Source organism: Jiangella muralis (assembly GCF_001270745.1).
Taxonomy (GTDB): Bacteria; Actinomycetota; Actinomycetes; order Jiangellales; family Jiangellaceae; genus Jiangella; species Jiangella muralis.
The window spans coordinates 45455-70761 of sequence record NZ_KQ434759.1 but is presented as its reverse complement, the minus strand read 5'-3'; the positions used below and the strand labels follow the sequence as shown (position 1 = coordinate 70761).

Annotated in this window: 23 protein-coding genes; 15 read left to right on the top strand and 8 right to left on the bottom strand. The window is 73.0% G+C overall.

The window, feature by feature from the left end; translation table 11 throughout:
- Window positions 1–34: 34 nt before the first annotated feature.
- Window positions 35–631 carry a hypothetical protein gene (locus ACW62_RS16710; RefSeq protein ID WP_053205251.1) on the top strand — a complete coding sequence of 199 codons (597 nt, stop codon included), beginning with the start codon at window positions 35–37 and terminating at the stop codon, window positions 629–631.
- Here ACW62_RS16710 and hppD read toward each other — a convergent pair.
- A complete protein-coding gene (gene hppD / locus ACW62_RS16705) occupies window positions 588–1796 on the bottom strand; it encodes a 4-hydroxyphenylpyruvate dioxygenase (RefSeq protein WP_053205250.1) in 1209 nt (402 codons plus the stop codon). The two genes, ACW62_RS16710 and hppD, sit on opposite strands and share 44 nt — an antisense overlap.
- Before the next feature lie 122 nt (window positions 1797–1918).
- On the opposite strand from hppD, the gene ACW62_RS16700 reads away from it, so the two are divergent.
- Window positions 1919–2380: an Lrp/AsnC family transcriptional regulator gene (locus ACW62_RS16700; RefSeq protein WP_053205249.1), complete on the top strand. Its 462-nt coding sequence runs from the start codon at window positions 1919–1921 to the stop codon at window positions 2378–2380.
- Here ACW62_RS16700 and ACW62_RS16695 read toward each other — a convergent pair.
- Entirely contained in the window at window positions 2377–3840 is a 1464-nt protein-coding gene (locus tag ACW62_RS16695) for an FAD-dependent monooxygenase (RefSeq protein WP_053205248.1), read from the bottom strand. The genes ACW62_RS16700 and ACW62_RS16695 overlap by 4 nt on opposite strands.
- 158 nt (window positions 3841–3998) lie before the next feature.
- On the opposite strand from ACW62_RS16695, the gene ACW62_RS16690 reads away from it, so the two are divergent.
- Together ACW62_RS16690 and ACW62_RS16685 are read left to right on the top strand one after the other, a co-directional pair.
- Entirely contained in the window at window positions 3999–4493 is a 495-nt protein-coding gene (locus ACW62_RS16690; RefSeq protein WP_053205247.1) for a hypothetical protein, read from the top strand.
- Between the two features lie 37 nt (window positions 4494–4530).
- Window positions 4531–6432: a hypothetical protein gene (locus tag ACW62_RS16685; RefSeq protein WP_157574807.1), complete on the top strand. Its 1902-nt coding sequence runs from the start codon at window positions 4531–4533 to the stop codon at window positions 6430–6432.
- Window positions 6433–6438: 6 nt separating this feature from the next.
- Here ACW62_RS16685 and ACW62_RS16680 read toward each other — a convergent pair whose 3' ends face one another.
- Window positions 6439–7080, bottom strand: a complete 642-nt coding sequence (locus ACW62_RS16680) for an IclR family transcriptional regulator (RefSeq protein ID WP_053205245.1) — start codon at window positions 7078–7080, stop codon at window positions 6439–6441.
- Window positions 7081–7170: 90 nt separating this feature from the next.
- On the opposite strand from ACW62_RS16680, the gene dhaK reads away from it, so the two are divergent.
- The 4 genes from dhaK to ACW62_RS16655 all read left to right on the top strand — a co-directional run bounded on the left by dhaK (window position 7171) and on the right by ACW62_RS16655 (window position 12845).
- Window positions 7171–8163, top strand: coding sequence for a dihydroxyacetone kinase subunit DhaK (gene dhaK / locus ACW62_RS16675; RefSeq protein WP_053205244.1), 993 nt, complete (start codon window positions 7171–7173; stop codon window positions 8161–8163).
- Between the two features lie 2 nt (window positions 8164–8165).
- Entirely contained in the window at window positions 8166–8795 is a 630-nt protein-coding gene (gene dhaL, locus ACW62_RS16670) for a dihydroxyacetone kinase subunit DhaL (RefSeq protein WP_053205243.1), read from the top strand.
- Window positions 8792–9190, top strand: coding sequence for a dihydroxyacetone kinase phosphoryl donor subunit DhaM (dhaM, locus tag ACW62_RS16665; RefSeq protein WP_053205242.1), 399 nt, complete (start codon window positions 8792–8794; stop codon window positions 9188–9190). The genes dhaL and dhaM overlap by 4 nt, the downstream gene beginning before the upstream one ends.
- Before the next feature lie 733 nt (window positions 9191–9923).
- The gene (locus ACW62_RS16655) at window positions 9924–12845 is read left to right on the top strand and encodes a beta-L-arabinofuranosidase domain-containing protein (protein WP_083459843.1); all 2922 of its coding nucleotides are present in this window, start codon (window positions 9924–9926) and stop codon (window positions 12843–12845) included.
- A 64-nt stretch (window positions 12846–12909) separates the two neighbouring features.
- On the opposite strand, the gene aceA is transcribed toward ACW62_RS16655, so the two are convergent.
- Window positions 12910–14229 (bottom strand): isocitrate lyase, encoded by a 1320-nt coding sequence (gene aceA / locus ACW62_RS16650; RefSeq protein ID WP_053205362.1) that lies wholly within the window; start codon window positions 14227–14229, stop codon window positions 12910–12912.
- 132 nt (window positions 14230–14361) lie between these two features.
- On the opposite strand from aceA, the gene ACW62_RS16645 reads away from it, so the two are divergent.
- The 3 genes from ACW62_RS16645 (at window position 14362) to ACW62_RS16635 (ending at window position 17742) form a co-directional block, all read left to right on the top strand.
- Window positions 14362–15804, top strand: a complete 1443-nt coding sequence (locus ACW62_RS16645; protein ID WP_240477322.1) for a helix-turn-helix transcriptional regulator — start codon at window positions 14362–14364, stop codon at window positions 15802–15804.
- Between the two features lie 119 nt (window positions 15805–15923).
- Window positions 15924–17444 carry a golvesin C-terminal-like domain-containing protein gene (locus tag ACW62_RS16640; RefSeq protein WP_053205238.1) on the top strand — a complete coding sequence of 507 codons (1521 nt, stop codon included), beginning with the start codon at window positions 15924–15926 and terminating at the stop codon, window positions 17442–17444.
- A gap of 118 nt (window positions 17445–17562) precedes the next feature.
- Window positions 17563–17742, top strand: coding sequence for a hypothetical protein (locus ACW62_RS16635; RefSeq protein WP_053205237.1), 180 nt, complete (start codon window positions 17563–17565; stop codon window positions 17740–17742).
- Window positions 17743–17857: 115 nt separating this feature from the next.
- On the opposite strand, the gene ACW62_RS16630 is transcribed toward ACW62_RS16635, so the two are convergent.
- On the bottom strand, window positions 17858–19630 hold the full coding sequence (locus ACW62_RS16630; protein ID WP_053205236.1) for a DEAD/DEAH box helicase: 1773 nt from the start codon (window positions 19628–19630) through the stop codon (window positions 17858–17860).
- 141 nt (window positions 19631–19771) lie between these two features.
- Window positions 19772–21223: an MFS transporter gene (locus ACW62_RS16625; protein ID WP_083459842.1), complete on the bottom strand. Its 1452-nt coding sequence runs from the start codon at window positions 21221–21223 to the stop codon at window positions 19772–19774.
- Between the two features lie 63 nt (window positions 21224–21286).
- On the opposite strand from ACW62_RS16625, the gene ACW62_RS16620 reads away from it, so the two are divergent.
- The 3 genes from ACW62_RS16620 to ACW62_RS16610 all read left to right on the top strand — a co-directional run bounded on the left by ACW62_RS16620 (window position 21287) and on the right by ACW62_RS16610 (window position 22939).
- Window positions 21287–21547 carry a DUF3039 domain-containing protein gene (locus ACW62_RS16620; RefSeq protein WP_053205235.1) on the top strand — a complete coding sequence of 87 codons (261 nt, stop codon included), beginning with the start codon at window positions 21287–21289 and terminating at the stop codon, window positions 21545–21547.
- 80 nt (window positions 21548–21627) lie between these two features.
- A complete protein-coding gene (locus ACW62_RS16615; protein WP_053205234.1) occupies window positions 21628–22650 on the top strand; it encodes a C2 family cysteine protease in 1023 nt (340 codons plus the stop codon).
- On the top strand, window positions 22637–22939 hold the full coding sequence (locus tag ACW62_RS16610) for a hypothetical protein (RefSeq protein ID WP_053205233.1): 303 nt from the start codon (window positions 22637–22639) through the stop codon (window positions 22937–22939). The genes ACW62_RS16615 and ACW62_RS16610 overlap by 14 nt, the downstream gene beginning before the upstream one ends.
- A gap of 10 nt (window positions 22940–22949) precedes the next feature.
- On the opposite strand, the gene ACW62_RS16605 is transcribed toward ACW62_RS16610, so the two are convergent.
- Together ACW62_RS16605 and ACW62_RS16600 are read right to left on the bottom strand one after the other, a co-directional pair.
- Window positions 22950–23522, bottom strand: coding sequence for a YqgE/AlgH family protein (locus ACW62_RS16605; protein WP_053205232.1), 573 nt, complete (start codon window positions 23520–23522; stop codon window positions 22950–22952).
- Window positions 23522–24955: an NAD-dependent malic enzyme gene (locus tag ACW62_RS16600; RefSeq protein ID WP_053205231.1), complete on the bottom strand. Its 1434-nt coding sequence runs from the start codon at window positions 24953–24955 to the stop codon at window positions 23522–23524. Before ACW62_RS16600 ends, ACW62_RS16605 begins: the two co-directional genes overlap by 1 nt.
- A gap of 187 nt (window positions 24956–25142) precedes the next feature.
- On the opposite strand from ACW62_RS16600, the gene ACW62_RS34095 reads away from it, so the two are divergent.
- Entirely contained in the window at window positions 25143–25292 is a 150-nt protein-coding gene (locus ACW62_RS34095; RefSeq protein WP_157574805.1) for a hypothetical protein, read from the top strand.
- Window positions 25293–25307: the final 15 nt, after the last annotated feature.

The window sequence follows — 25307 nt, the reverse complement described above, 5'->3', positions numbered from 1 at the left end:
CGGACGTCCAGCGCCGCGCTGACACACTGGGCCGATGGCACTGAGCGGCTTCGGCGTCACCGAGTTCCAGCTGACCCTGCTGCGGCGCATGCAGGACTTCCAGCCGGACCTGGTCGAGGCGGCGTGGGAGCGGCTGGGCGTCACCCACTCCGACGCACGGAAGGCCAACGCGTTCTGGCAGACGGTCGAACGGTCCCGCACGGCGCCGCGCGGGCTGGACCGGTACCGCATCGTGCTCGGCGCGCCGGTCGGCCAGAGCGACGTGACCATCGGCGACGTGCAGTGCCGGCTGGCCCACTGGTACCTGCCGCTCTGGCCGGACCTGCGCTGGGAGCTGCTGACCAGCGCGACCGGCACCGTCGTCAACGGCTGGCTGGCCCGCGAGCACGGCGGCGCCGTCCCGGAACTGCCCGCCGACGGCGACCTCGAGCCGTGGTCGTGCGTCATCGGCGACGTCGAGCGGACCTACGCCGACGTGAAGCACCTGGAGGGCGACGCGCCGAGCCGGTGGCACGTCGCGTTCACGACGCCCACCGGCTCGGGACGGCTGGCCCGGTTCGTGTACGGGCTGGTGCAGACGACAAACGTCAGAGATTCCCGCGCTTCTCCTGCTCGCGCTCGATCGACTTGAACAACGCCTTGAAGTTGCCCTTGCCGAAGCCCAGCGAGCCGTGCCGCTCGATCAGCTCGTAGAACACCGTCGGACGGTCGCCGATCGGCTTGGTGAAGATCTGCAGCAGGTAGCCGTCCTCGTCGCGGTCGACCAGGATGCCGCGCTGCTTCAGCTCCTCGACCGGGACGCGGACGGTGCCGATGCGGGCCCGCAGCTCGGGGTCGTCGTAGTAGGCGTCGGGGGTGTCCAGGAACTCGACGCCCTCGGCGCGCATGAGGTCGACGGTGCGCAGGATGTCGCCCGTGGCCAGGGCGATGTGCTGGCAGCCGGCCTCGCCGTAGAACTCCAGGTACTCGTCGATCTGCGACTTCTTCTTCGCGATGGCCGGCTCGTTGAGCGGGAACTTCACCCGGTGGTTGCCGTTGGCGACGACCTTCGACATCAGCGCGGAGTACTCGGTGGCGATGTCGTCGCCGACGAACTCGGCCATGTTCATGAAGCCCATGACCTTGCGGTACCAGTCGACCCAGTAGTCCATGCGGCCCAGCTCGACGTTGCCGACGCAGTGGTCGACGGCCTGGAACATCCGCTTCGGCGCGCCGTCGCGCTTGACGTGCGTGGACGTCCGCGCGACGTAGCCGGGGAGGTACGGCCCGGCGTAGCGGGACCGGTCGACCAGCGAGTGCCGCGTCTCGCCGTACGTCGCGATGGCAGCCATGCGGACTGTGCCGTGCTCGTCGCTGACGTCGTGCGGCTCCTCCAGGACGGTGGCGCCCTGGGCCCGGGCGTGCGCGACGCACTTGTCGACGTCGGGGACCTCCAGCGCGAGGTCGACGACGCCGTCACCGTGCCGCCGGTGGTGGTCGAGATAGTCGCTCTCCGGGTGCACACCGCCCTTGATGACGAAGCGGGCCGAGCCGCTCTTGAGGACGAACGACTTGTGGTCGCGGTTGCCGGTCTCAGGGCCGGCGTAGGCGACCAGTTCCATGCCGAAGGCCGACTGGTAGAAGTGCGCGGCCTGGGTGGCGTTGCCGGCGACGAACACCACCGCGTCCATCGCCGTGACCGGGAACGGGTCCTTGCTCTCGTCGTACTCCACGAGTCCGACGAGCTGCTTGAGCTGCTCGAGATCGAGGTCGGCGTCGCGTTCTTCGGGGGTCAGAGTGTGGTCGGTGGCCGTCATGACAGGACTCTGCCGGGGCCGCTCGCGGGTGTGCAAGAGGCCGCCGAGACGCTGATCACGGTGTACGGTGTGGACACCTGCCCCGCCGAATCACTGTGCAGGTTGTCCAGTCTGGAGGACGCATGATCGACGCCCTCGACGCCCGGATCCTGGAGCTGTTCACCAGCGAGCCGCGCATCGGCGTGCTGGAGGCGTCGCGACGGCTGCAGGTGGCCCGCGGCACGGTGCAGGCCCGGCTCGACCGGCTGCGCGACACCGGGGTCATCGCCGGCTTCGCGCCGACGGTCGACCCCGCCGCGCTCGGCTTCCGGGTCACGGCGTTCGCCTCGCTCGACATCCGCCAGGGCGCCCGCGAATCCGTCGCCGCGCACCTGAGCCGCATCCCCGAGGTGCTGGAGGTGCACACCATCACCGGCCAGGGCGACCTGCTCTGCCGCATCGTCGCCCGCGACAACGACGACCTCCAGCGGGTCATCGACGACCTCGTCGGCGACGACGACATCGTCCGCACCACGACGCTGATCGCGCTGTCCACCGTCGTCGCGCCGCGGATCCTCCCGCTGGTCGCGTCGGCCGTGCCCTAGGCGCCGCTCGGCTCACCGCACCAGGCAATGAGGGCGGCCCGCAGTTCGGCGTCGCGGCGGATCATCGGCCGGGTGTCGGTGGCCCAGGCGACGTAGCCGTCGGGGCGGACCAGCGTCAGGCCCTGCGAGCGGTCGACCGTCATGACGAGGTCGACCCGGCCGGCCCACGGGTCCACCAGGCCGTGGTGGTCCTGGCCGGTCAGCAGCACGAACCGGCCGCCGCGCAGCGCCTCGTAGAGCCGGGTCTTCGTGCCGGACTCGGTGACGACGGAGACATCCGGCACCCGCTTGCCGACCAGCGGGTGGTCGCCGCGGGACCGGCCGTAGCCGATGGCCAGCCCGGACACGAACTCACCGGCCTTGCGCTGCACCGGGCCGATGCTCGCGGCGACGGCGCCGGCGACGTTGCGGACCGCGCGCAGCGGCGCCGACCCCGTCAGCGCCAGGCGCAGCAGCGTTCCGCTCCCCTGCACGACGCTGGCGCCGACGGCGCGGCGCTCGGTGTCGTAGCTGTCCAGCAGGCCGGGCGGGGCCCAGCCGTGGAGGTCGGCGGCCAGCTTCCAGCCCAGGTTCGCGGAGTCCTGCAGGCCGGTGTTCATGCCCTGGCCGCCGGCCGGCGAGTGCACGTGCGCGGCGTCGCCGGCGAGGAACGTCCGCCCCTTCCGGTAGCTCGGGACCAGCCGCTCGTCGCTGTGGAACCGCGACAGCCAGCGGGCGTCGTGCATGCCGTAGTCGGTGCCGAGCACACGGCGCGCGAGGTCGCTGATCTCGTCCATCTCGACGGGGTCGTCGTCGGGCCGCTGCACCTTGCGGTCCCACGCGATGACGCGGAACCAGCCGTCGCCGAACGGGGCCACGAACGCGAACCCGTCGTCGCCGGCGTTGGCCACCAGCACCTCGTCGGGCGGGTCGGCCAGCCGGACGTCGGCCAGCATCACCGACTCCACGACCGCCTCGCCGGGGAACGGCAGCCCGAGCGCCTCGCGGACCGTGCTGCCCACGCCGTCGGCGCCGACCGCGTAGGCCGCGCGCAGCGCCCGCCCGTCGTCCACCCGCACGGTGACGCCGTCGCCGTCCTGGTCCAGACCGGTCACCCCGGCGCCCTCGACGAGGGTGGCGCCGGCCTCGCGGGCCCGCGCCGCCAGCACGTCCTCGACGTTGTACTGCGGCGTGACGAGCACGAACGGGAACCGGGTCGGCAGGTCGGAGAGGTCGACCTCGATGCTGCCGAACAGGCTGAGCCCGGCCACCCGCGTCCCCGTCCCGATGACCTGCTCGGCGACACCGCGGGCGTCGAACACCTCCAGGGTGCGGGCGTGGACGGCGAACGCGCGGGTCAGCGGCGAGCGCCCGGTTCGCCGTTCGAGCAGCGTGCAGCCGACACCGGCGCTCGCGAGATCGCCGGCCAGCAGCAGCCCGGCCGGGCCACCCCCGACCACGACGACGTCGGTCTCACTCATCGGTCCCTCCCGGCTCGTCGGCCTGTCGGCACGGTACCCGTCTGGACGCGTTCCGTACCCGCGGGCTTCATCACACTCTGCGTCACCCCAGGTCATGTCCGACGTCGTGGCCCTGTCGACTTGCCTAGCCCCCCGGGTGTCAGGGTTGAATGTCTTCGATGTCCAGTCGAGCCTCGGGCGGCGCGCTCGCCGCCTGCCTCATCACCGCAGCCATCGTCGGCTTCGCCGGCGGCGGCTACTTCGGCTCGCAATCCGACGGCGGGTCGCCGTCCGCGTCCGAGACGAACGCGCCAGACGACACCACCCCCGTGGGCGAGACCCCCGGCGGCGAGACCCCGCCCGAGACCGAGGCCCCGTCCGGCGACGGCGCGATCACCCTGAGCGCCGGCCAGGAGTCGATCGCTCCCGGCGGCCAGATCGACTTCACCGGCACCGTCGACCCGCCCGAAGAGGGCATCCAGCTCCGGCTCGAACGCAGCGTCGACGGCGGCGACTGGGAGACGTTCCCGCTGAACAACCAGCCCGTCACCAACGCCGACGGCGCCTTCAGCACCTACGCCTCGACCAGCCAGTCCGGCACCAACACCTTCCGCCTCGTCCGCGAGGACGACGATTCCGTCGTGTCGAACGAAGTCCAGGTCACGGTCGGCTGAGGCGCGACGTCGGTGACGGATGCTTCAATAGGCGACGATGTCCCGACCAGCCACAGGCGACGCGCGAGCCGCCAAGCACGCCGCCGGCGGCCGCCGAGCGGCGGGCGGCGGTACCGGCGACGCTCCGTCTGATGGTGGTGCCGAGCCCGCTTCCGCACCTGGTCCCGACCCCGCCGAGGACGACCTCGGCATCGCCTCCTGGCTCGAGTCCAGCACTGTGGCGCCGCACGAGACCGGGCCGCTGCTGGCGCCCCTGAGCGACGAACTCGGGACGCCGCTGTGGCCGGAGCCCAACGGCGCGTCCTCGTCCGGCGCTGCTTCCGGTGCAGGCGACGCGGGGCCGGGCAGTTCCCGGTCCAGGCGGGCCGCCAAGCACAGCCGCCCCATCGACGCGTCCGCGCCGCCACCTGGTCGCCGGTCCACGTCCGGCCTCATCGAGACGTCCGCTCCCTCGACCGGCCGCCGGTCGCGGTCCGGCCGCATCGACGTACCCGAGTCCGGCGCGCCGGCCGCCGACCCCGCCGAGGCCACACCGCAGCGCGGGCGCCGGTCGGGCCGCATCGAGACGGTCCCGCCGGCGGACCCGCCGCAACCCGGCCGCCGGTCCCGGTCCGGCCGCATCGACACCACCGCACCGCCCGCCGACTCTCCGGCCGCCGACACCACCGCACCGCGCACCGACCCTCCGGCCGCCGACGTCGAGGCCGCGGCCCCGACCGGCCGCCGGTCCCGGTCCGGCCGCATCGACGCGACCGAGTCGATGCCGCAGGAGGGGCGCCGGTCGGCGTCGGGGCGCATCCGGATCGAGCCGGAGGACCCACTCGGACTCGGCTCCAGACCCGAACCGGGCGCACCCGCCGACGCCACGCGCCCCGCCGCCGGGATGGCCACGTCCGCCCGCACCCGCACCGGCGCCCCGGGCCGCCCCATGTCCGGCCGCGCCGCCACCCCCGACCCCGCCACCCCCGACCCGGCCGCCGGCCAGCCGGCACCTGATGCACCGCCGGCCGACGTCCAGCCGACCGGGGCCGCGGCCGCCGCGAGCCCGTCCCCTGAGCCCGTCGCCGCCACCGAAGAGCCCCACGCCGCGTTCTGGGCCAGCTTCGGCGCCGACCAGAACGACGCCGCACCCGCCGCGCCGGAGCGCACCGTGTCCCGGTCCAACGGCCGCCGGGCCGCCGCCCGCCGCGCCAGGCCGGAGCCCGAGGCCGCGCCCACCGCCGTCGCCGCCCCCACCACCGTCGCCGCGCCGGCCGAGACCGCGGCGTACGAGCCCGGACCCGGCTTCGCCGCCGCCTTCGGCCCGGGCGCTCCCGATGCCCGGCACGCCCCCGCACCCCCCGACGTCGACCCGGACGACCAGGACGACGACGCGCCCGCACCCGCCCGCAGCCCCCGAACGGGCCGCACCAGCGACCGGACCACCACCCGCACCGCGCCCCGTCGCGCCGGCACCCGCACTGGCACCGGCCCGCCCGGCCAGGCCACGGCCGGTGCGCTGGCCGCGTGCCTCGCCGTCGCCGCGGTGATCGGGTTCGCCGGCGGCGCCTGGTTCGGCTCCCGCGCCGACGACAGCGGCCAGCCCGGCGACGGCACCAGCCAGGACCCGGGCACGTCGGTCCCGGGTGAGCCCGCCCCCGAGGAGGGCCTGGAACTCACCGCCGACCCGGCCGAGGTCGCGCCGAACGACCTCATCGCGCTGGCCGGTACGCTGGCGCCGGTCGAGGGCGGCGTGCGGGTGGCGCTGCAGCACAAGGTCGGCGACGGCGAGTGGCAGGACTACCCGGCCAGCCGGCCGATCACGCTGACCACCCGTGAGGACGGCACGTTCAGCGGTTCCGTCGCCACCGACGCGCCCGGCCCGAACCTGTTCCGCCTGGTCAACGTCGACGACCCGGAGATGGTCTCGAACGAGATCGAGGTCGAGGTCAGCGGCTGAGCGCCGTCAGCCGAGCCGCTCGCCCAGTTGCGCCGCCGCCGCGACCACCCGCGGCCCGACGGTGTCGTCGTCCAGCGCCGCGAGGGCGATGACGCCGACGCTGGCCTCGACCCCCGGCACGCCGATGACCGGCGCGGCCACCCCGCTGGCCCCCGTCTGCAACTCGCCCACCGTGCTCACGAACGCCGCCGACCCCGCCCGCCCGCCGAGGACGGCCCGCCCGGCGGCGCCGCGCTCCAGCGGGTGCCGCGAGCCGACCCGGTAGGCGACGTGGTAGTCGGTGCGGGTCGGTTCGACGACGGCGACGGCCAGCGCCTCGGCGCCGTCGGCGATGGTGAGGTGCGCCGTCGCGCCGACGTCGTCGGCCAGCGCCCGCAGCACCGGCTGCGCCACCTGCCGCAGCGACGGCTGCACGCTGCCGGCCAGCGTCAGCACCCCGAACCCGACGCTGAACCGGCCGCCCGCGACCCGGCGCACCAGGCCGTGCTGCTCCAGCGTCGCCAGCAGGCGGTAGACGATGGTGCGGTTGACGCCGAGGACGGTGGACGCCTCGGCGACGGTGAGGCCGTCGCTGGACCCGGACAGCACCTCGAGCAGGCGAAGGCCGCGATCGAGCGTCTGCGAGATCTCCACCACGGCGACAACCATAGAGGTTCGCCGGTCCCCGGTCCGGCGGGCCGTTTCGCGCGTACTGTGGCACGCAGATGACATCCGCATCACGGAAAGGTCGGTCCGTCGATGAAGAAGCTGATCAACTCCCCCGACTCTGTCATCGCTGACGCGCTGCGCGGCATGGCCGCCGCCCATCCGTCGCTCGCCGTCGACCTGGAGAACCGGGTCATCTCGCGTGCGGGCGGCGCGACGCAGGGCAAGGTGGGACTGGTCTCGGGCGGGGGCTCCGGACACGAACCGCTGCATGGTGGGTACGTCGGCTACGGCATGCTCGACGCCGCCGCGCCGGGCGAGGTGTACACGTCACCCGTGCCCGACCAGATCCTGGCCGCCACGAAGGCCGCCGACGGCGGCGCGGGTGTGCTGCACATCGTCAAGAACTACACCGGCGACGTGCTCAACTTCCGCATGGCCGCCGAGCTGGCCGACGACGAGGACGTCCGCGTCGTCGATGTCGTCACCAACGACGACGCCGCCGTCGAGGACTCCACCTACACGGCCGGGCGCCGCGGCGTCGGTGGCACGGTGTTCGTCGAGAAGATCGCCGGCGCCGCCGCCGAAGAGGGCGCCGACCTCGACACCGTCGCCGGCATCGCCACCCACGTCAACGAGGTGACGCGGTCGTTCGCCATCGCGCTGCACGCCGGCACCGTCCCGGCCGCCGGGAAGCCGGGCTTCGACCTCGCCGACGACGAGGTCGAGCTGGGCGTCGGCATCCACGGCGAACCGGGCCGCGAGCGCGGCAAGATGGCCCCGATCCACGAGTTCGTCGGCTACTCGCTCGACGTCATCCATGCCGACCGGCCGATCTCCGGCGACGTGCTGGTCATGCTCAACGGACAGGGCGGCAGCCCGCTGATCGAGTTGTACGGCGCGTTCGCCGAGGCCGTCGCCTGGATCGAGGGGCACGGCGCACGGGTCGCGCGCAGCCTGGTCGGCAACTACATCACCAGCCTCGACCAGCAGGGCTTCTCGATCTCCGTCATGTCCCTCGACGACGACCTGCTGCGGCTGTGGGACGCGCCGGTCGAGACGCCCGCGCTGCGGTGGGGACGGTGAGCATGGCGTTCGACGCGCAGACGGCGACGGCCTGGATCACCGCGTCCGAGGCCGCCGTCAAGGCCGACGAGGCGCGGCTGACCGGCCTCGACGCGGCCATCGGCGACGGCGACCACGGCGCCAACATGGCCCGCGGGCTCGCCGCCGCGCTGACCAACATCGCCGAACGAGCCCCCTCGACCCCGGGCGACGTCCTCGTCGCGGCGGGCCGGGGCATCGTCGCGAAGACCGGCGGTGCGTCCGGGCCGTTGTACGGCAGCGCGTTCCGCCGGGCCGGCAAGGCCCTCGGCGACACCACCTCCGCCTCCGCCGACGAGGTCGGCGCCGCGCTGGAGGCCGCCCTGACCGCGATCAAGGGGCTGGGCGGCGCCAACGAGGGCGACAAGACGATGATCGACGCGCTCGCGCCGGCGGTCGCCGCGTTCCAGGCGGTGGCGGCCGACGGCGGGCCACTCGCGGCGGCTGCCGCTGCCGCCGCCGACGGCGCCGAGCAAGGGCTGGCCGCGACCGTCCCGATGCAGGCGCGCAAGGGCCGGGCCAGTTATCTCGGTCCGCGCAGCGTCGGTCACGAGGATCCGGGCGCCGCGTCGACGGCGTTGATCCTGCGGGCGCTGGCGGAGGTCGTCGCGTGACGGTCGGCATCGTGCTCGTCTCCCACAGCCCGGCGGTCGCCGGTTCCGTCGCCGAGATGGCGGCGGAGCTGGCCGGCCCGTCGGTCGCCATCCGCGCCGCCGGCGGCACCGACGACGGGCGGTTCGGCACCAGCATCGACCTCATCGCGGCGGCCGTGAAGGCGGCCGACAGCGGTGACGGCGTCTGCGTCCTCATGGACATGGGCAGTTCGGTGCTGACGGCGAAGACCCTGCTCGAAGACCTCGAGGACGACGGCGGCGGCCCGCTCGTCCGCCTCGCCGACGCCCCGTTCACCGAGGGCGCGGTGGCCGCGGCGGTGCTCGCCTCGACCGGCCAGGACCTCGACACGGTGGTCGGTTCGGCCGAGCAGGCCTGGTCGATGCGCAAGCTCTGACGGCTGCCGCCGACGCGCCCCGGCTGGCCATCTCGCCGCACGTCCGGACACGTCGCCCCGGCCACTACGTCACCTGATCATCTCCACCAGGTGGACACACCATGATCAGGTGACCAACCGCGGCGAACGGCCGCCGTTTCGTCACCTGATCGTTTTCCGGTTCGACGCCGCGCTCGATGCGCCGGGCCAGCCTAGTCGGGGACGCGCCGCCGTCACCGTCACGTCACGTCACCCGCACTCTCCGCGCCCCAATCGGAGGTCGCGGCGTACACCGCCGTCGGCACGACGATTCGCGTGCAGGTAGGTGAGCACCCAGCAAAGTCGATCATGGAGAATTCAGGGTTCCGCCCGCCCGGGAACCCCGATCTCCCATGATCAACGGGCGCCGTTGGCCGGCGGGGCCGCGCGTCGACAGAGCCGAGCGGATCGGAGCCGGGCGTCCGCCCACCTGCCCGACGGCGCGGCGTGGGCACGGCGGCGGCCGCAACCAGGCGGCCAGGCGAGGGCACGATCCGCGGCTGCAGCCCACGGCGGCCACCACGACCGGGCAACCAGGCGGCCAGGCGAGTGCGCGGTCCGCGGCCGACGCCGTTGGTGATCACCCTTGACCCGACCCTCGGCAGCGGGCACTATTTCACACATCACAGTTCACATCCGTCCATAGCGGACTCTCCACCACGTTGTTAACGCTCACATAGCGCGGCCGACGAGGGCCGGAACGAGGAGGGCCAGAATGAGCAAGAGATTCTCCCGGCGGGACGCGTTGCGGTTCGGCGCGATGGCGGCGGCGGCGCCGGCAGCGGCCTCGGCCGTGGCCACAGCGGCCGCACCGGCAGCGGCCGCACCAGCACCAGCGGCCGCACCGGCCATCCCCGGCGGCACGCCGCGCCCGGGCTGGACGTCCGCCGGGTGGGAGGTGGCGCCGTTCGCGTTGAACCAGGTCAGCCTGGGCGACGGCATCTACAAGGCGAAGCGCGACCGGATGATCGACTACGCCCGCCACTACCCCGGCACGAGCGACCCGCTGGACGGGCCGGACCGCATGCTGCACCTGTTCCGCGCGAACGCCGGGCTGCCCGCGCCGGGCACCTGGCCGGGCGGCTGGGACACCCCGAACCACCTGCTCCGCGGCCACTTCTCCGGCCACTGGATGACGATGCTGGCGCAGTGCTGGGCGGCCACCGGCGAGGAGATCTTCCTGACGAAGCTGGACTACATCGTCGAGGAGCTGGCGAAGGTCCAGGACGCGCTCGACGGGCGCAACGTCGGCCGGGTGCCGGGCCGGTTCGGCAACGCCGTCAAGCTCGGCGACCCGCACCCGAACCAGTTCGTCACGCTCCCCACCGGTCTGACGACGGGCCTGACCGACGCCACGTTCAGCGCGTGGGTGAGCCCGGGCAGCAGCCAGACGAACGCGCGCATCCTCACGCTCGCGACCAGCACTCGCGCCTACCTCGCCCTCACCGCGCGGGTCTCGAACGACGTCGGCCCGCGGTTCGCGATCACGGTCGACGGCGCCAACGCCGAGCAGCGCATCGACAGCGCCACCCAGCTCACCCTGAATACCTGGAACCATGTCGCCGTCACGCTCCAGGGCAGCACCGGCCGCCTGTACGTCAACGGCGTCGAGGCGGGCGTCAACACGGCCATGACGATCACGCCGGCGGCCCTGGGCGACACCGTCAGCAACTGGATCGGCCGCTCCACCAGCAACGACCACGTCCTGCTCAACGCCGCCGTCGACGAGGTCCAGCTGCACGGCCGCGCCCTCAGCGCGGCCGAGATCCAGCAGCTGGCCACCGAACCCACCGGGGTGGACGCTGGCGCCCTACGGGCCCGCTGGACCTTCGACGACGAGGGTGAGACCGCGCCGGACGCGTCCGGGAACGGCCGGCCCGCCACCATCGTCGGCACCGGCTACCCGGGCTACCTGGCCGCGTTCCCGGAGGGCCAGTTCATCCGCATCGAGCCGCCGATGGTGCAGCCGAACAGCGGCCCGAACGCCGTCTGGGCGGTCTGGTACACCCACCACAAGATCATGCGCGGCCTGCTCAACGCGTACGACCTCACCGGCAACGAGGACGCGCTGCCGATCCTGCTGCGTATGGGCGAGTGGGTGCACAGCCGCCTGAGCCGCATCTCGCCCGAGGGCCGGGACCAGATGTGGAACACCTACAGCGCCGGCGAAGCCGGGTCGATGAACGAGGTCATGGCCGAGCTCGCGGCGCACACGACGGACGCCGGGCAGCGGGCCAGGTTCCTCGAGACCGCCAAGCTGTTCACGTTCAGCACGCTGTTCACCGCGAGCATCGAGAACAGCGATCAGCTCAACGGGCGGCACGCGAACCAGTACATGGCGCCGAACATCGGCTACCTGCGCATCTTCGAGCAGACCGGCGAGGAGCGGTTCCACACGGCGGCGCGCAACTTCTGGGGCATGGTGGTGCCGCACCGCACGTTCAGCAACGGCGGCGCCGGACGCAGCGAGCACTTCCGCGCCCGCGGCGACATCACGTCCGGCTTCACGTCGGGCAGCGACCCGCGGCACGCCGAGACGTGCTGCGCGTACAACATGCTCCGGCTCACCCGGAACCTGTTCTTCCACGAGCCCGAGCCGACGCTGATGGACTTCTACGAGCGGGCGCTGCACAACCAGATCCTCAGCTCGCGCCGCGACGTCGACAGCGTCACCGCCACCGAGGTGACGTACCACCAGAACATGTGGCCGGGCCGGTCGCGCCGCATCGGCACCTTCGTCGAGTACAGCCGGTACGGCGGCAACGGCAGCTGCTGCAACGGCACCGGCGTCGAGAGCCACACGAAGTACCAGGAGACGGTGTTCCTCCGGTCCGGCGACGGGTCGGCGCTGTACCTGAACCTGTTCATCCAGGCGACGCTGACCTGGCCGGAGCGCGGCTTCGTCATCACCCAGGAGACGGCGTTCCCGGCGGCCGGGTCGACCCGGCTGCGGTTCGTCAGCGGGAGCGGCCCGCTCGACCTCAAGCTCCGGGTCCCGGGCTGGGCCTGGCACGGTTACACGGTCGCCGTCAACGGCCGGGACCAGCAGGTCGACGCGACGCCGTCGTCGTACGTCACCGTCAGCCGCAGCTGGCAGGCCGGCGACGTCGTTGACATCAACATGCCGCTGAGCTTCTGGGTGGACAAGGCTGCCAATGACAAGTCAATACAGTCCATCATGTACGGCCCGACGTTGATGGTCGTGCGCGACGACACCCCGAGCTACCGCGAGTTCACCTTCTTCCCGCAGCTCGGGCTCGACGGCGACCTCGCGGCGTCGATCCAGCCCGCCGACGCGTCGATGCACTTCACGACGCACGGCTACCTGCTGGCGCCGTACTACGTCGCCGACCCGGTGCCTGGCCAGTTCAACTCGTTCCACCCGTACGTCAAGCGCGTGGAGCCCGAGGTGGTCTTCCGGTCGCAGCCGACGGGCGTGCCGAACGACGCGATCCGCGATCAGAACGGCGAGACGTTCCTCGACCGCGTCTGGGACGCCGCGCCGTTCGCCGGCCACGGCGACCTCGTCCGGCGGGTCGAGGCGGTCTCGGCGGAGTGGTTCGAGGCCGGTCGGCACAACCGCCAGCAGCGTCAGGCCATCCTCGTCGCGGCCGCCCGGTCGCAGAGCGAGTTCTGACGCGCACCGACGGCGGGCGGATCACCGGCGGTCCCAGAACCCGGTGATCCGCCCGCAGCCAGGGTCAGAACTGCTCCTCCTCCGTGGATCCCTTGAGGGCGAGCGTGTCGCTGTCCGGGTTCAGCGCCGTCGACACCAGGTCGAAGTAGCCGGTCCCGACCTCGCGCTGGTGCTTGGTCGCGGTGTAGCCGAGCCGCTCGGCGGCGAACTCGCGCTGCTGCAGGTCGACGTACGCCGTCATCGCGCTCTCGGCGTAGCGGCGGGCGAGGTCGAACATGCCGTAGTTGAGCTGGTGGAACCCGGCCAGCGTGATGAACTGGAACCGGTAGCCCAACTCGGCGAGGTCGCGCTGGAAGGTCTCGATCTCGGAGTCGTCGAGGTGCGCCTTCCAGTTGAACGACGGCGAGCAGTTGTACGCCAGCATCTTGTCCGGGTACTGCTCGCGCACCGTCTCGGCGACCTTCCGGGCCAGCGCGAGGTCCGGGGTGCCGGTCTCGACCCACAGCAGGTCGGCGTACGGCGCGTAGGCCAGCGCGCGGGCGAGGACGGGCTCGACGCCGGAGCGGGTCCGGTAGAAGCCCTCGGCGGTCCGCTCGCCGTTGAGGAACGGCTGGTCGATCGGGTCGACGTCGCTGGTGATCAGCTCGGCGGCGAGGGCGTCGGTGCGCGCGACGATGATGGTCGGGACGCCGGCGACGTCGGCGGCCAGCCGGGCCGCGTTGAGGGTCCGGACGTGCTGCGACGTCGGCACCAGCACCTTGCCGCCCAGGTGCCCGCACTTCTTCTCCGAGGCCAGCTGGTCCTCGTAGTGCACGCCCGCGGCGCCGGCCGCGATCAGCGCCTTGGCCAGCTCGTACGCGTTCAGCGGACCGCCGAACCCGGCCTCGGCGTCGGCGACGATCGGAGCCAGCCAGTCGAACCCGGGGTCGGCGCCCTCGGCGTAGGTGATCTCGTCTGCGCGCAGCAGCGCGTTGTTGATGCGGCGGACGACCGTCGGCACCGAGTTGACCGGGTAGAGGCTCTGGTCGGGGTAGGTGTTGCCGGACGTGTTGCCGTCGGCCGCGACCTGCCAGCCGGACAGGTAGATCGCCTTGAGCCCGGCCCGGACCATCTGCACCGCCTGGTTGCCGGTGATCGCGCCCAGCGCGGCCACGTGCTCGGGCTGGTGCAGCAGCTCCCACAGCCGCTCGGCGCCGCGGCGGGCCAGCGTGTGCTCCTCGCGGACGCTGCCGCGCAGCCGCACGACGTCCTCGGCGGTGTAGGTGCGGCGCACGCCGGACCAGCGCGGGTCGGTCGCCCACTGCTCGGCGAGGGCGGCGGCCTCGGCGGCCTGACGGTCCGCCGGCGCGCCGGTGCGATGGCCTGGGTCGAGTGTCGTCGTCATGCTCACTCCCGGTTAGGTGAATTGCTGACGTCCTCCACCGTGCGGCGCATCAACCACCCCGATCCACCGCTAGAGTGGGTGAAGATTCACCGAATTTCACTGATGGGACAATTTCACTGGATGGAGGGGGGAATGGCCGATCTCGACCTCGTCACCCTGGGCCGCCGCATCCGGCACGCCCGCAAGGCCGCCGGGCTCACGCTGAGCGCGCTCGCCGCCGCCGTCGACCGCGCGCCGTCGCTGCTCTCGCAGATCGAGAACGGACGGCGCGAGCCGCGGCTCACGCTGCTGCAGGCCATCGCGACGGCGCTGGGCGTCGACGTCGCCGACCTGATGAAGCCGGAGCCGCCGTCGCACCGGGCGGCACTGGAGATCGCGCTCGAGCACGCGCAGACCGACCCGCTGTACTCGTCGCTCGGACTGCCGCACGTCGCCGCCACCAGCACGCTGTCCACCGACGTGCTCGAGTCGCTGATCGGGTTGCACGGCGAGCTGCGGCGGCGGGCCACCGAGCAGGCCGCCACCCCCGAGGAGGCGCGCCGGGCCAACGCCGAGCTGCGCCACCAGATGCGCGACCGCGGCAACTACTTCGCCGAGATCGAGCAGGTCGCGGCCGGCATCTCCCGCGCCGTCGGGCACGACGGCGGACCGCTCACCGAGCGCGGCGTCGGCGAGCTGACCACGCACCTCGGCTTCACGCTGCACCGCGTCGCCGACCTCCCACGCGCCACCCGCTCCGTCACCGACCTGGAGGACCGGCGCATCTACCTGCCGTCGTCCGGCCGCGGCGGGCACGACCCGCGCACCATCGTCCTGCAGACGCTCGGTCACTTCGCGCTGGGCCACCGCGAGCCGGCCGACTACGCCGACTTCCTGCGGCAGCGGGTCGAGACCAACTACTTCGCCGCGGCCCTGCTGATGCCCGAGACCGGAGCGGTGAGCTTCCTGCAGCGCGCCAAGGCCCGGCGCGAGCTGGCCATCGACGACCTGCGCGACGTGTTCGCCGTCTCCTACGAGACCGCGGCGCACCGGTTCACCAACCTCGCCACCCACCACCTCGGGTTGCCGGTGCACTTCATGCGCGTGGGCGAGGACGGCGTCATCTACAAGGCGTACGAGAACGACGACGTCACCTTCCCCGCCGACGTCACCGGCGCCATCGAGGGCCAGCTGGTCTGCCGGTTCTGGGCGTCGCGGGCGGTGTTCTCGGCGCCAGACCGCTACGCCACCCACCACCAGTACACCGACATGGGCCGCGGCACCTACTGGTGCACCACGCACGTCGAGAGCACGCCCGAGGGCGACTTCGCCATCGACGTCGGCGTGCCGTACGCCCACTCGAAGTGGTTCCAGGGCCGCGAGACCACCGTCCGGGCCACGTCGGCCTGCCCCGATCCGTCCTGCTGCCGCCGTCCGCCGGCCGCGCTGGCCGGCCGCTGGGCCAGCCGGGCCTGGCCCAGTGCACGGGTCCATTCCCACCTCCTGGCAGCATTGCCTCCAGGCACGTTTCCAGGGGTCGACGACACCGACGTCTACACCTTCCTGGAGCGACACTCCGGAGCCCCGGCCGATTAGTGTGTGTCCCACCCGGACATTCCGCCAGAACCTGGTGACAGCACCACAAACTGTCGGTAGGTTCTGCTGTTACTCGGCCGGTGCGATCCACCGGCTCCGGGCGACAGAGGGGATCCGCAGTGACGACCCAACCCAGCCGCCGCGCCGTCCTGGCGCTCGGCGCCGCCATCGTCGTGACCCCCGTGGTCACGACCGCCGCCAACGCCGCCGGCAGCCCCGTCCGGACGGTCACCCGGCTCAGCGCCGCGTTCGCCGCCGCGGCCCGCAAGCACGGCGTCCCGCGCGACCTGCTGGTCGCGCTCTCCTACACCGTCACCCGCATCGACGACCACGCCGGTAAGCCCAGCCAGGCCGGCGGCTACGGCGTCATGCACCTGATCAGCAACCCGTCCACCGACACGCTGGGCACGGCCGCCGCGCTCACCGGCCACGGCCTGGACGCGCTGAAGACCGACATCGCGGCGAACGTCGACGGCGCCGCCGCACTGCTGCGCTCGCTGGCCGACGACGCCGGGCTGGGCGCCGCCGACCGCCGCCGCGTCGACGCCTGGTATGAGCCGGTCGCCCGCTACTCCGGCTATGCCGACCCCTCGGTCGCCCGGCTCGAGGCCGACACCGTCTACGAGACGCTGGAGCGCGGCCTGGCGCTGCAGGCGCACGGCGAGACGTACACCGTCGCCGCCCGGGCGGTCGCCCCCGACTACCGCTCGTTCGCCACCGTCCCCACCCTCGACCAGCGGTTCTCCGTCAAGACCGACGACTACGGCCCGGCCCGCTGGGTGGCCGCCAACTCCGGCAACTACCGCGTCGCCAACCGGCCCAGTGACTACGCCATCGATCGCGTAGTCATCCACACGGTCCAGGGCTCGTACGCCGGCTGCATCTCGTGGTTCCAGAATCCGAGCGCGAACGTGTCGGCGCACTACGTCGTCCGCTCCTCCGACGGCGAGATCACCCAGATGGTGCGCAACAAGGACGTCGCCTGGCACGTCGGCAACACCAACAACCGGTCCATCGGCATCGAGCACGAGGGCTGGGTCAACGACCCCGCCTGGTACACCGAGGCCATGTACCGCTCGTCGGCCGCGCTGACCAGGCACGTCTGCGACCGCTACGGCATCCCGCGCACGCGGACGAACATCATCGCGCACAGCGAGGCGCCCGGCGCCACGCACACCGACCCCGGCCCGAACTGGGACTGGAACCGGTACATGGGCTACGTCAACGGCGGCGGCACGCCGGGGTGGAGCGTCATCGTCGACAACGGCGGCGCGTTCACCGCCAGCGCCAACTGGGTGACGGCGTCGGCGCCCGGCCAGTACGGCAGCAACCACCGGCACGCCCAGCCGGTGCTCTCCAGCGACGTCGCCTGGTTCAGCGCGAACATCCCGTCCGCCGCCAACTACCTCGTCGAGGTCTGGTACCCGCAGGACCCGGCGAACAACTCGCGCACGCCGTACCTCGTGGCGACGCCGAACGGCAACCAGACGGTCTACATCGACCAGCGCAGCAACGGCGGCCGGTGGGTCTCCATCGGCACGTTCGCGCTGGCCGCCGGCAGCCGCCCGGTGGTCGGCGTCAGCCGCTGGACGTCGACGGCCGGCTCGATCGAGGCCGACGCCGTCCGCATCTCCCGCTGACCTGCCTGGAGCGGGGGTCCCCGGTGGGCCTGGAAGAATCGACGTCAGCGCCGACGGCACGCTCACCCGGCGCGACGTCGAGCTGCGCGACGCCGAACGAGTCGGCCGCGGCGACCCGATGCCGGCCCGGATCGACGACGTACGCCTGCACGACGACGCCGACCGGCCGACCGCCTACACCAGCGACTACGACTGGGGCGTGCGGACGGCCGGCGGCGTACTGCTGCTGGCGGGCTGCCTGATTGTGGCGGCGTTGCTGGTGCGCCTGCTCAGGCGGACCCGCACCTCGAGTGCCTAGGGTGTGTGTGAACAGCACCTGCCGCCGATGAAACCATGATCATGGTACTCATCGGTGCGCACGTCATCACGAGCCACAGCGACCAGCCGCCCGAGATCATCCGGACTCACACGCCCTAGCCACGGGCGATGGCCCAGGCGCGGATGGTGTCGATGCGCTCCTGGATCTCCGCCGCCGTGGCCAGCGCCGCCGGCGGGCCGCCGCAGCTCTTGCGTAGTTCGGTGTGGATGACGCCGTGCGGCTTGCCGGTGCGGTGGTGCCAGGCGCCGACCAGGCCGTTCAGCTCGCGCCGCAGCATCGAGATCTGCTCGAACACCGCGGGGTCACGGCCGCCGTCGCTCTGCGCGTCGTCGCCGGACGGTGCCGCGTCGCGGGCGGCCTGCTGCTCGGCCTGCCGCCGGCGCAGCAGGACGGCGACCTGGTCGGGCTCGAGCAGGCCGGGGATGCCGAGGTAGTCGGCCTCCTCGGCGGACCCGGTGCGGGCCTGGGTGCCGAACTCGCCGCCGTCGAACAGGACGCGGTCGAAGGAGGCGTCGGAGCCGAGCGCCTCGAACGGCATCAACTCGTCGCCGTCGGCGGGGTCCTCGCGCTGGGCCGCCTCCATCAGGGCCGCTTCGGCCGCCAGCGGGTCGTCGTCGGCGCCCGGCGGCTTGCCGAGGACGTGGTCGCGCGAGACCTCCATCTCGCCCGCGTACGACAGCAGTGTCGGCACCGTCGGGAGGAAGATCGACGCGGTCTCGCCGCGCTTGCGGACGCGGACGAAGCGGCCGATCGCCTGGGCGAAGTACAGCGGCGTCTGGGTGGCCGTGGCGTAGACGCCGACCGCCAGGCGGGGCACGTCGACGCCCTCGGAGACCATGCGGACGGCGACCATCCAGCGGCTGTCGCCGTCGCTGAACTCGGCGATCTTCTTCGACGCCTTGGGCTCGTCGGACAGCACGACGGTGGGCGACTCGCCGCACACTCGCTTGAGCAGCGAGGCGTAGGCCCGGGCCGACTCCTGGTCGGTGGAGATGACCAGGCCGCCGGCGTCGGGCACGTGCCGGCGCACCTCGGTGAGACGGGTGTCGGCGGCCTGCAGGACCGACGGGATCCAGTCGCCGTGCGGGTCGAGCGCGGTGCGCCAGGCCTGCGCGGTGATGTCCTTGGTGAGCGGCTCGCCCAGCCGCGCCGCGACCTCGTCGCCGGCCCGGGTGCGCCAGCGCATCTCGCCGGAGTACGCCATGAACAGCACCGGCCGGACGACGCCGTCCTTGAGCGCCTCGGCGTAGCCGTAGGAGTGATCGGCGACGCTGCGCGGGATGCCCTGGACGTCGGGCGCGTAGGTGACGAACGGGATGGGGTTGATGTCGGACCGGAACGGCGTGCCCGTCAGCGCCAGCCGGCGGGAGGCGGGGTCGAACGCCTCGCGAGTGGCCTCACCCCAGGACATGGAGTCGCCGGCGTGGTGCACCTCGTCGAGGATGACCAGCGTGCGGCGGTTCTCGCAGCGGGCGCGGTGCAGCATGGGGTGCGCGGCCACACCGGCGTAGGTGACGGCGACGCCGGTGAAGTCGCGGCTGGTGCGGGCCGTGCGGCCGCTGAACGCGGGGTCGACGGTGATACCGACCTTGTCGGCGGCCTCGGCCCACTGCCGCTTCAGGTGCTCCGTCGGCGCGACGATGGTGAGCTGGTGGACGATCTTGCGGGCGAGCAGCTCGGCGGCGATGCGCAGCGCGAACGTGGTCTTGCCCGCGCCGGGGGTCGCGACCGCGAGGTAGTCGCGCGGCTCGCGCGTCATGTAGTCCTCGAGCGCCGCCGCCTGCCAAGCGCGCAGGCGCCCCGCGGTTCCCCACGGGGCACGATCGGGATAGGCAGGAGGCAGGTGCTCAGCGGCCGAAGTGCTCACACATCTCCCGTGACGTTGACGTCCATGTCTGGCGCGGCCCGTCGGCAGCACTGCCGACACCGGCGGCGCCGGGCGGCGGCCCGGGCACCTCGTCGAGCCTAACGGCCGGGACCGACAGCCCGCGGCCGGACGCGCGCAGTCTCACCCCGCCGACTCCGTGGCGGGCCCGGCCGGCTGCGGCGGGTCGGCCGTCAGGCCGGACGGGGCCGCGTCGGACGCCGTCCGCACCCGGCCGGCCGCCCACGCGCCGAACAGCGCCAGCGCCGCCATCATCCCGATGATCACCAGGTACACCCAGTTGTCGACGGTCGCCTGGGCGATCGAATCCGCGTGCGCCGAACCGAAGATCGTGCCCGCCAGCCCGACGAACGTCGCCGTGAACAGGGCATCGCTGACCTGCAACGACGCCGAGTTCGCCCCGTGGTCCGCGACCGGCGACAGCTGGAACAGCAGCACGCTCATGCTGGCCGTCGCGATGCCCATGCCGAACGCGCCGACCACCCAGCCGAGCATGACGACGTACGGCGGGACCGCATCGATCAGGGCCAGCGACACGCTGCTGATGGCCAGCGCGACGAACACCCCGCCGGCCCGGACCAGCAGGTAGCGCGGCGCGACGGTGCGCGTCCGGCCCTGGTACCAGGACCCGGTCGCCCAGCCCAGAGCGCCGCCCGTCAGGGACAGCCCGGCCAGCGTCGACGACAGCCCTCGCTCGGACACCAGCAGCAGCGGCAGGAACGTCTCGGTGCCGAAGAACGCGCCCGCGTAGATGCCGCGCAGCGCGACGACCGTCGGCAGCCCGCGGCGCAGCGCGATCGTGCCTGGCGGCAGCAGCTTCGGCACGCTCGGCACCAGCAGCACCAGTCCCACGGCGGCCACCGCCAGCGCGACGAGATCCGCGCGCGAGCCCGCGTACTGCAGCAGGGCGACCCCGACCGCCGCCGCCAGCGCGAACCGCTTCTTCCCGGCCCGCCGCGCCGCGCCACCCGGCGGCGGCCCGTCGACCGCCTTCGCCGACGGCAGCGTCAGGAACACCGGGATCAGTACCAGCGGCGCGATGCCCAGGAACACCCACCGCCACGACAGCTCGTCTGTCAGCAGCCCCGCCACCAGCGGCCCGACGATCGACGGGACGACCCACGCGGCGGCGATGCCGGCGAAGATCTTCGGCCGCAGCCGCTCCGGGTACGCGCGGCCCACCACCACGTACAACGCGACGATGACCAGCCCGCCGCCCAGCCCCTGCGTCGCCCGTCCGGCCAGGAACGGCCACATCGACTGCGCCGAACCGGACAGCAGCAGCCCCACCGTGAACGACGACGTGCCCAGGATCAGCGGCAGCCGCGGCCCCGTCCGGTCGCTCAGCTCGCCCGACACGACCATGCCGAACAGGCTCGTCGTGAAGAACGCCGAGAACGCGAACGCGTACAGCGCCATGCCGTCCAGCTCGGGCACCGCCGTGGGCATGGCCGTCGCGACCGCCATCGACTCGAACGCGACGAACACCACCGCGGAGACGATGCCAATGGACAGCCGCCGATACGCCGGGCCGAGGATGCCCTGCGCCTCCTCGTCACCCGACCGCTCTGTCACGAGCGAATCATAGCGACGCTGCCGACATGCGCGGTTCGTCCACCCAATCCGTAGACTGGCGGGGTGAGCACCCAGTTGACCCCCGGCAGCGACACCATCGAGGACCGCCGTACCCAACCCACCAGTGGCGACGGCGACCACGAGCGGTTCTCGCACTACGTGCCCAAGGACAAGCTCACCGAGGCCATGATCAACGGGACGCCCGTCATCGCCCTCTGCGGCAAGGTGTGGGTGCCCAGCCGCGACCCCCAGAAGTACCCGGTCTGCCCGCAGTGCAAGGAGATCTGGGCGTCCATGAAGCCCGGCGGCGGCGACAAATCCTGACCGTCGTGTCACATTCGGGTCGCCAGAAGCACCCATAGGGGGTGTGAGAGCGACATCGACGACGGCGTCCGGGTCCGGCCGTGGCTGAGCGGCCCATCCGTGCGGCCGTCCAGGCCCTGACGCTGCTCCGCGCCGGGGTGGGCGCGGAGTTCGAGGCCGTGCGCGCGGCCACGGCCGGGCGCGCGGAGGGCGTGGCGCGGGCGGTGGGTGTCGACGGCGCCCGGCCGGCCGCGGAGCTGGCCCGGTCCATCACCGCCGCCGTCGACGACGCGGCCGGCGCCGTCCGTCACAGGCTCGACGCCGAGGTGGCGGGGCTGCTCGCGTTGCTGCACCCCGCCCCGCGGCCGGGCCCACCGCCGGGCCTCCCTGCGCCCGTCCCGCCGTTCCCCACGCCCGGCCTGGCGACGGAGCCGGCGCTCACCGACGGCGTCCGGTACGCCGCCCACCCGCTCACCCTCCCCGCCGCCGTCGGCACCGAGTTCGCCGGCCAGGGCGCCATCAGCGACTGCCACCTCGTCGCCGCCCTGTGCACGGTGGCCGAGCGGGCGCCGTGGTTGCTGCCGGCCGTCACCGCGGCCGGCGACGCCGTGCTGGTCGACGTGCCGGGGCGGCGGTATCGGCTGCACCCGACGCTGCCGGTCGACGACGCGGACGGCGGGTTCGCGTACGCCCGCTCCCCCGACGGCTCCACGCTGGTGCCGTACGTCGAGAAGGCGTTCGCCGTCTACGGCGGCGGCTACCCCGCCCTGGCCGGCGGCGGCCTGCCCGCCGAGGCGCTGTACTGGCTCACCGGGCGGCCCAGCTACCTGCTGCGAGTGCCGAAGGCCGACGACGACATCGTGGCGGCGCTGGCCGAGTCCGGTCAGCCGGCGGTCGCCTGCAGCCGCCCCTTCGACGACGGCGACGACGCCGGCGCGGCGGCCGCGCTGCGCTACCACCTGGCGCCGGTCGCGCACGCCTACGCCGTCCGCGGCCTCGACACCGAGCGCCGGGTGCTGCTGCACAACCCGTGGGGACGCCGGCACCCGCGGCCGGTGCCGCTCGACGTCTTCCGCCGCCTGTTCACCCGCATCGACTGGTGTGAGGCCGATGACGACGGCTGAGTCCGGCGCGCCGGCCGCCCGGGTCCGGGTGCGGCTCGGCTACCCCGCCGCGGCCGGCGCGGCCGCCATCACCGTCGTCGGGGTCGACGCGCCGCTGGTCTGCCTCGGCGTCGACGAGCCCGGCGGCCGCGAGACCACCGCCTGGTACGCGCCCGGCAACGTCCTCACGGCCGGCGGGGTGCGCTGGCGGGTCGTCCGCACCAGCGCGCCGCCCCGGCTCGCGCCCGACACGCCGCCCGGCAGCGGCGGCGACCACGTCGTGGCCGTCCTCGAACGCCTGGAGCGGTGAGCCCGATGCGTCAGTTCATCGACGGGTCGGCGGGGAAGGTCGCCATCAGGGCCAGCTGGCCGCCCTGGCGGCGCAGCACCACCGGCCACAGGTCCTGCGCGTCGGTACGGAACGCGTCGCCCGGCTCGGAGTCGACGACGAACCACGAGCCCTCCTCGATCTCGCCCTCCAGCTGGTCCGGCGCCCACCCGGCGTACCCCGCGAACACCCGCATCGCCGTCACCGCGGGCTCGATGATCTCGGCCGGGGTGTCCAGGTCCACGACGCCGAGCCGGCCACGCACCCGGCGGATGCCCAGCGGCTCGTCGTTCCCGCCGACGGCCACCAGCCCGAGCGCGCTGTCGAGGCTGACGGGCCCGCCCTGGAACACCACGCCGGGCTCGGTGACCACCGAGATCCAGCCCGGCAGCACGTCACCCACCAGCACCTCGGTCGGTTTGTTGACCATGACGCCGAGGGCGCCGTCGCCGTCGTGCGAGAGCATGAGAATGACCGCCCGGTCGAACGTCGAGCCGCGCAGCGACGGTGCGGCCACGAGCAGCTTCCCGGTCAGCTTCTCGGCGCCCACGGGTTCGGCGTCCATCACACCGGGATGGCTGGGAACTCGCCGGTCTCCTCGGCGACGCGCCTGATGGTCTCGACGCTGCCGCGCACGGCCTCGGCCACGGTGTCGGCGACGCCGGAGTGGAAGACGCTGGGAACGATGTACGACGGGTTGAGCTCCTCGTCCTTGACGGTGGCGGCCAGCGCCGCGGCGGCCGCCAGCATCATCTCCGTCGTCACCGAGCGGCTGCGGGCGTCGAGCAGGCCGCGGAAGACGCCGGGGAACGCGAGCACGTTGTTGATCTGGTTCGGGTAGTCCGACCGCCCGGTCGCCACGACGGCGGCGTACTCGCTGGCGGCCCGCGGGTCGATCTCGGGCTCGGGGTTGGCCAACGCGAACACGATGGCGTTGCTGGCCATGGTGGCGACGTCGGCGGCGGTGAGCACGTTCGGCGCCGACACCCCGATGAACAGGTCGGCGTCGCGCACGGCGTCGCGGAGGTCGCCGGTGACGCCGCGCGGGTTGCAGTGCTCGAGGTACCACGTGGGCACGCCGGTGAGGTCGGCCCGCCCGGAGTGGATGACGCCGTTGATGTCGGCGGCGACGATGTCGGTGACGCCGGCCGCCACCAGCAACTGCGCGATGGCATGACCGGCCGCGCCGGCGCCCGACATCGCGACGCGGATGGAGCCGATCTCCTTGCGCACCACCTTGAGCGCGTTGTGCAGCGCCGCGAGCACCACGATGGCGGTGCCGTGCTGGTCGTCGTGGAAGACGGGGATGTCGAGCAGCTCGCGCAGCCGGGCCTCGATCTCGAAGCAGCGCGGCGCGGAGATGTCCTCGAGGTTGATGCCGGCGAAGACGGGCGCGATGTTCTGGACGGTACGGATGATCTCGTCGACGTCCTGGGTGTCGAGGCAGATCGGGAACGCGTCGATGTTGCCGAACCGCTTGAACAGCGCCGCCTTGCCCTCCATGACCGGCAGCGCCGCCGTCGCGCCGATGTTGCCCAGCCCCAGCACGGCCGACCCGTCGGTCACGACGGCCACGGTGTTGCGCTTGATGGTCAGCCGGCGGGCGTCGTCGGGGTTGTCGACGAGCGCCTGCGACACCCGCGCCACGCCGGGGGTGTAAATGAGCGAGAGGTCGTCGCGGTTGCGGATCGGGACCTTCGACACGACCTCGATCTTGCCGCCGAGGTGCACGAGGAAGGTCCGGTCGCTGACCTTGCCGATGATGACGCCGGGCACCGAGCGCAGCGCCGTGACCAGCTCGCCCGCGTGCGCCGACGACGTGGCGGCACAGGTGACGTCGACCTGGATGCGGTCGGCGCCCGATGCGGTGACGTCGAGCGCGGTGACGAGCCCGCCGGCCTTCTCGACGGCGGCGGTGAGCTGACCGACGGACGTGCCGCCCGCGGGCACCTCGAGCCTGACGGTGATCGAGTAGGAGACGCTCGGAACGCTGACCACGGTGACCCTTCTTGCCGAGATGTGAGCACCACCGTAGTTGATCCGGCACCCGCGAGATCCCCTTACTCCCCCGGTGGCGACGGGGTAAGGGGTCGCCGCCGCGCGGGTGTGCGTGGTCGCCCGATGCGGCGGGGCCGCCCTCAGCACGAGTCTCGACGGTACGAGGCCAGTTCAGGGGAGGCAGACCATGATCGACACCATCCGCGCCGAGCTCGACTACCGGCACGAACGGCTCCGCCGCGACGCCGTCACCACCCGCCGTGGCACGCGCCGTGACGTCACGTCCACCCCACAGGACACCCGCCCCGCCGCGCGCCGGCCGCAGCCGGTCCGCTGACCGGCGCGAAAATGC

Bases quoted from the DNA above. Each gene is read 5' to 3' on its own strand.
- ACW62_RS16605 (WP_053205232.1), bottom strand. From the start codon at position 23,522: ATGGACGCCGAACCCGTGGGCGCCGAGAAGCTGACCGGGAAGCTGCTC.
- ACW62_RS16645 (WP_240477322.1), top strand. From the start codon at position 14,362: ATGGCCGATCTCGACCTCGTCACCCTGGGCCGCCGCATCCGGCACGCC.
- ACW62_RS16690 (WP_053205247.1), top strand. From the start codon at position 3,999: ATGTCCAGTCGAGCCTCGGGCGGCGCGCTCGCCGCCTGCCTCATCACC.
- ACW62_RS16635 (WP_053205237.1), top strand. From the start codon at position 17,563: ATGCCGGCCCGGATCGACGACGTACGCCTGCACGACGACGCCGACCGG.
- hppD (WP_053205250.1), bottom strand. From the start codon at position 1,796: ATGACGGCCACCGACCACACTCTGACCCCCGAAGAACGCGACGCCGAC.
- ACW62_RS16655 (WP_083459843.1), top strand. From the start codon at position 9,924: ATGAGCAAGAGATTCTCCCGGCGGGACGCGTTGCGGTTCGGCGCGATG.
- ACW62_RS16685 (WP_157574807.1), top strand. From the start codon at position 4,531: ATGTCCCGACCAGCCACAGGCGACGCGCGAGCCGCCAAGCACGCCGCC.
- ACW62_RS16610 (WP_053205233.1), top strand. From the start codon at position 22,637: ATGACGACGGCTGAGTCCGGCGCGCCGGCCGCCCGGGTCCGGGTGCGG.
- ACW62_RS16680 (WP_053205245.1), bottom strand. From the start codon at position 7,080: ATGGTTGTCGCCGTGGTGGAGATCTCGCAGACGCTCGATCGCGGCCTT.
- aceA (WP_053205362.1), bottom strand. From the start codon at position 14,229: ATGACGACGACACTCGACCCAGGCCATCGCACCGGCGCGCCGGCGGAC.
- dhaL (WP_053205243.1), top strand. From the start codon at position 8,166: ATGGCGTTCGACGCGCAGACGGCGACGGCCTGGATCACCGCGTCCGAG.
- ACW62_RS34095 (WP_157574805.1), top strand. From the start codon at position 25,143: ATGATCGACACCATCCGCGCCGAGCTCGACTACCGGCACGAACGGCTC.
- ACW62_RS16710 (WP_053205251.1), top strand. From the start codon at position 35: ATGGCACTGAGCGGCTTCGGCGTCACCGAGTTCCAGCTGACCCTGCTG.
- ACW62_RS16695 (WP_053205248.1), bottom strand. From the start codon at position 3,840: ATGAGTGAGACCGACGTCGTCGTGGTCGGGGGTGGCCCGGCCGGGCTG.
- ACW62_RS16700 (WP_053205249.1), top strand. From the start codon at position 1,919: ATGATCGACGCCCTCGACGCCCGGATCCTGGAGCTGTTCACCAGCGAG.
- dhaK (WP_053205244.1), top strand. From the start codon at position 7,171: ATGAAGAAGCTGATCAACTCCCCCGACTCTGTCATCGCTGACGCGCTG.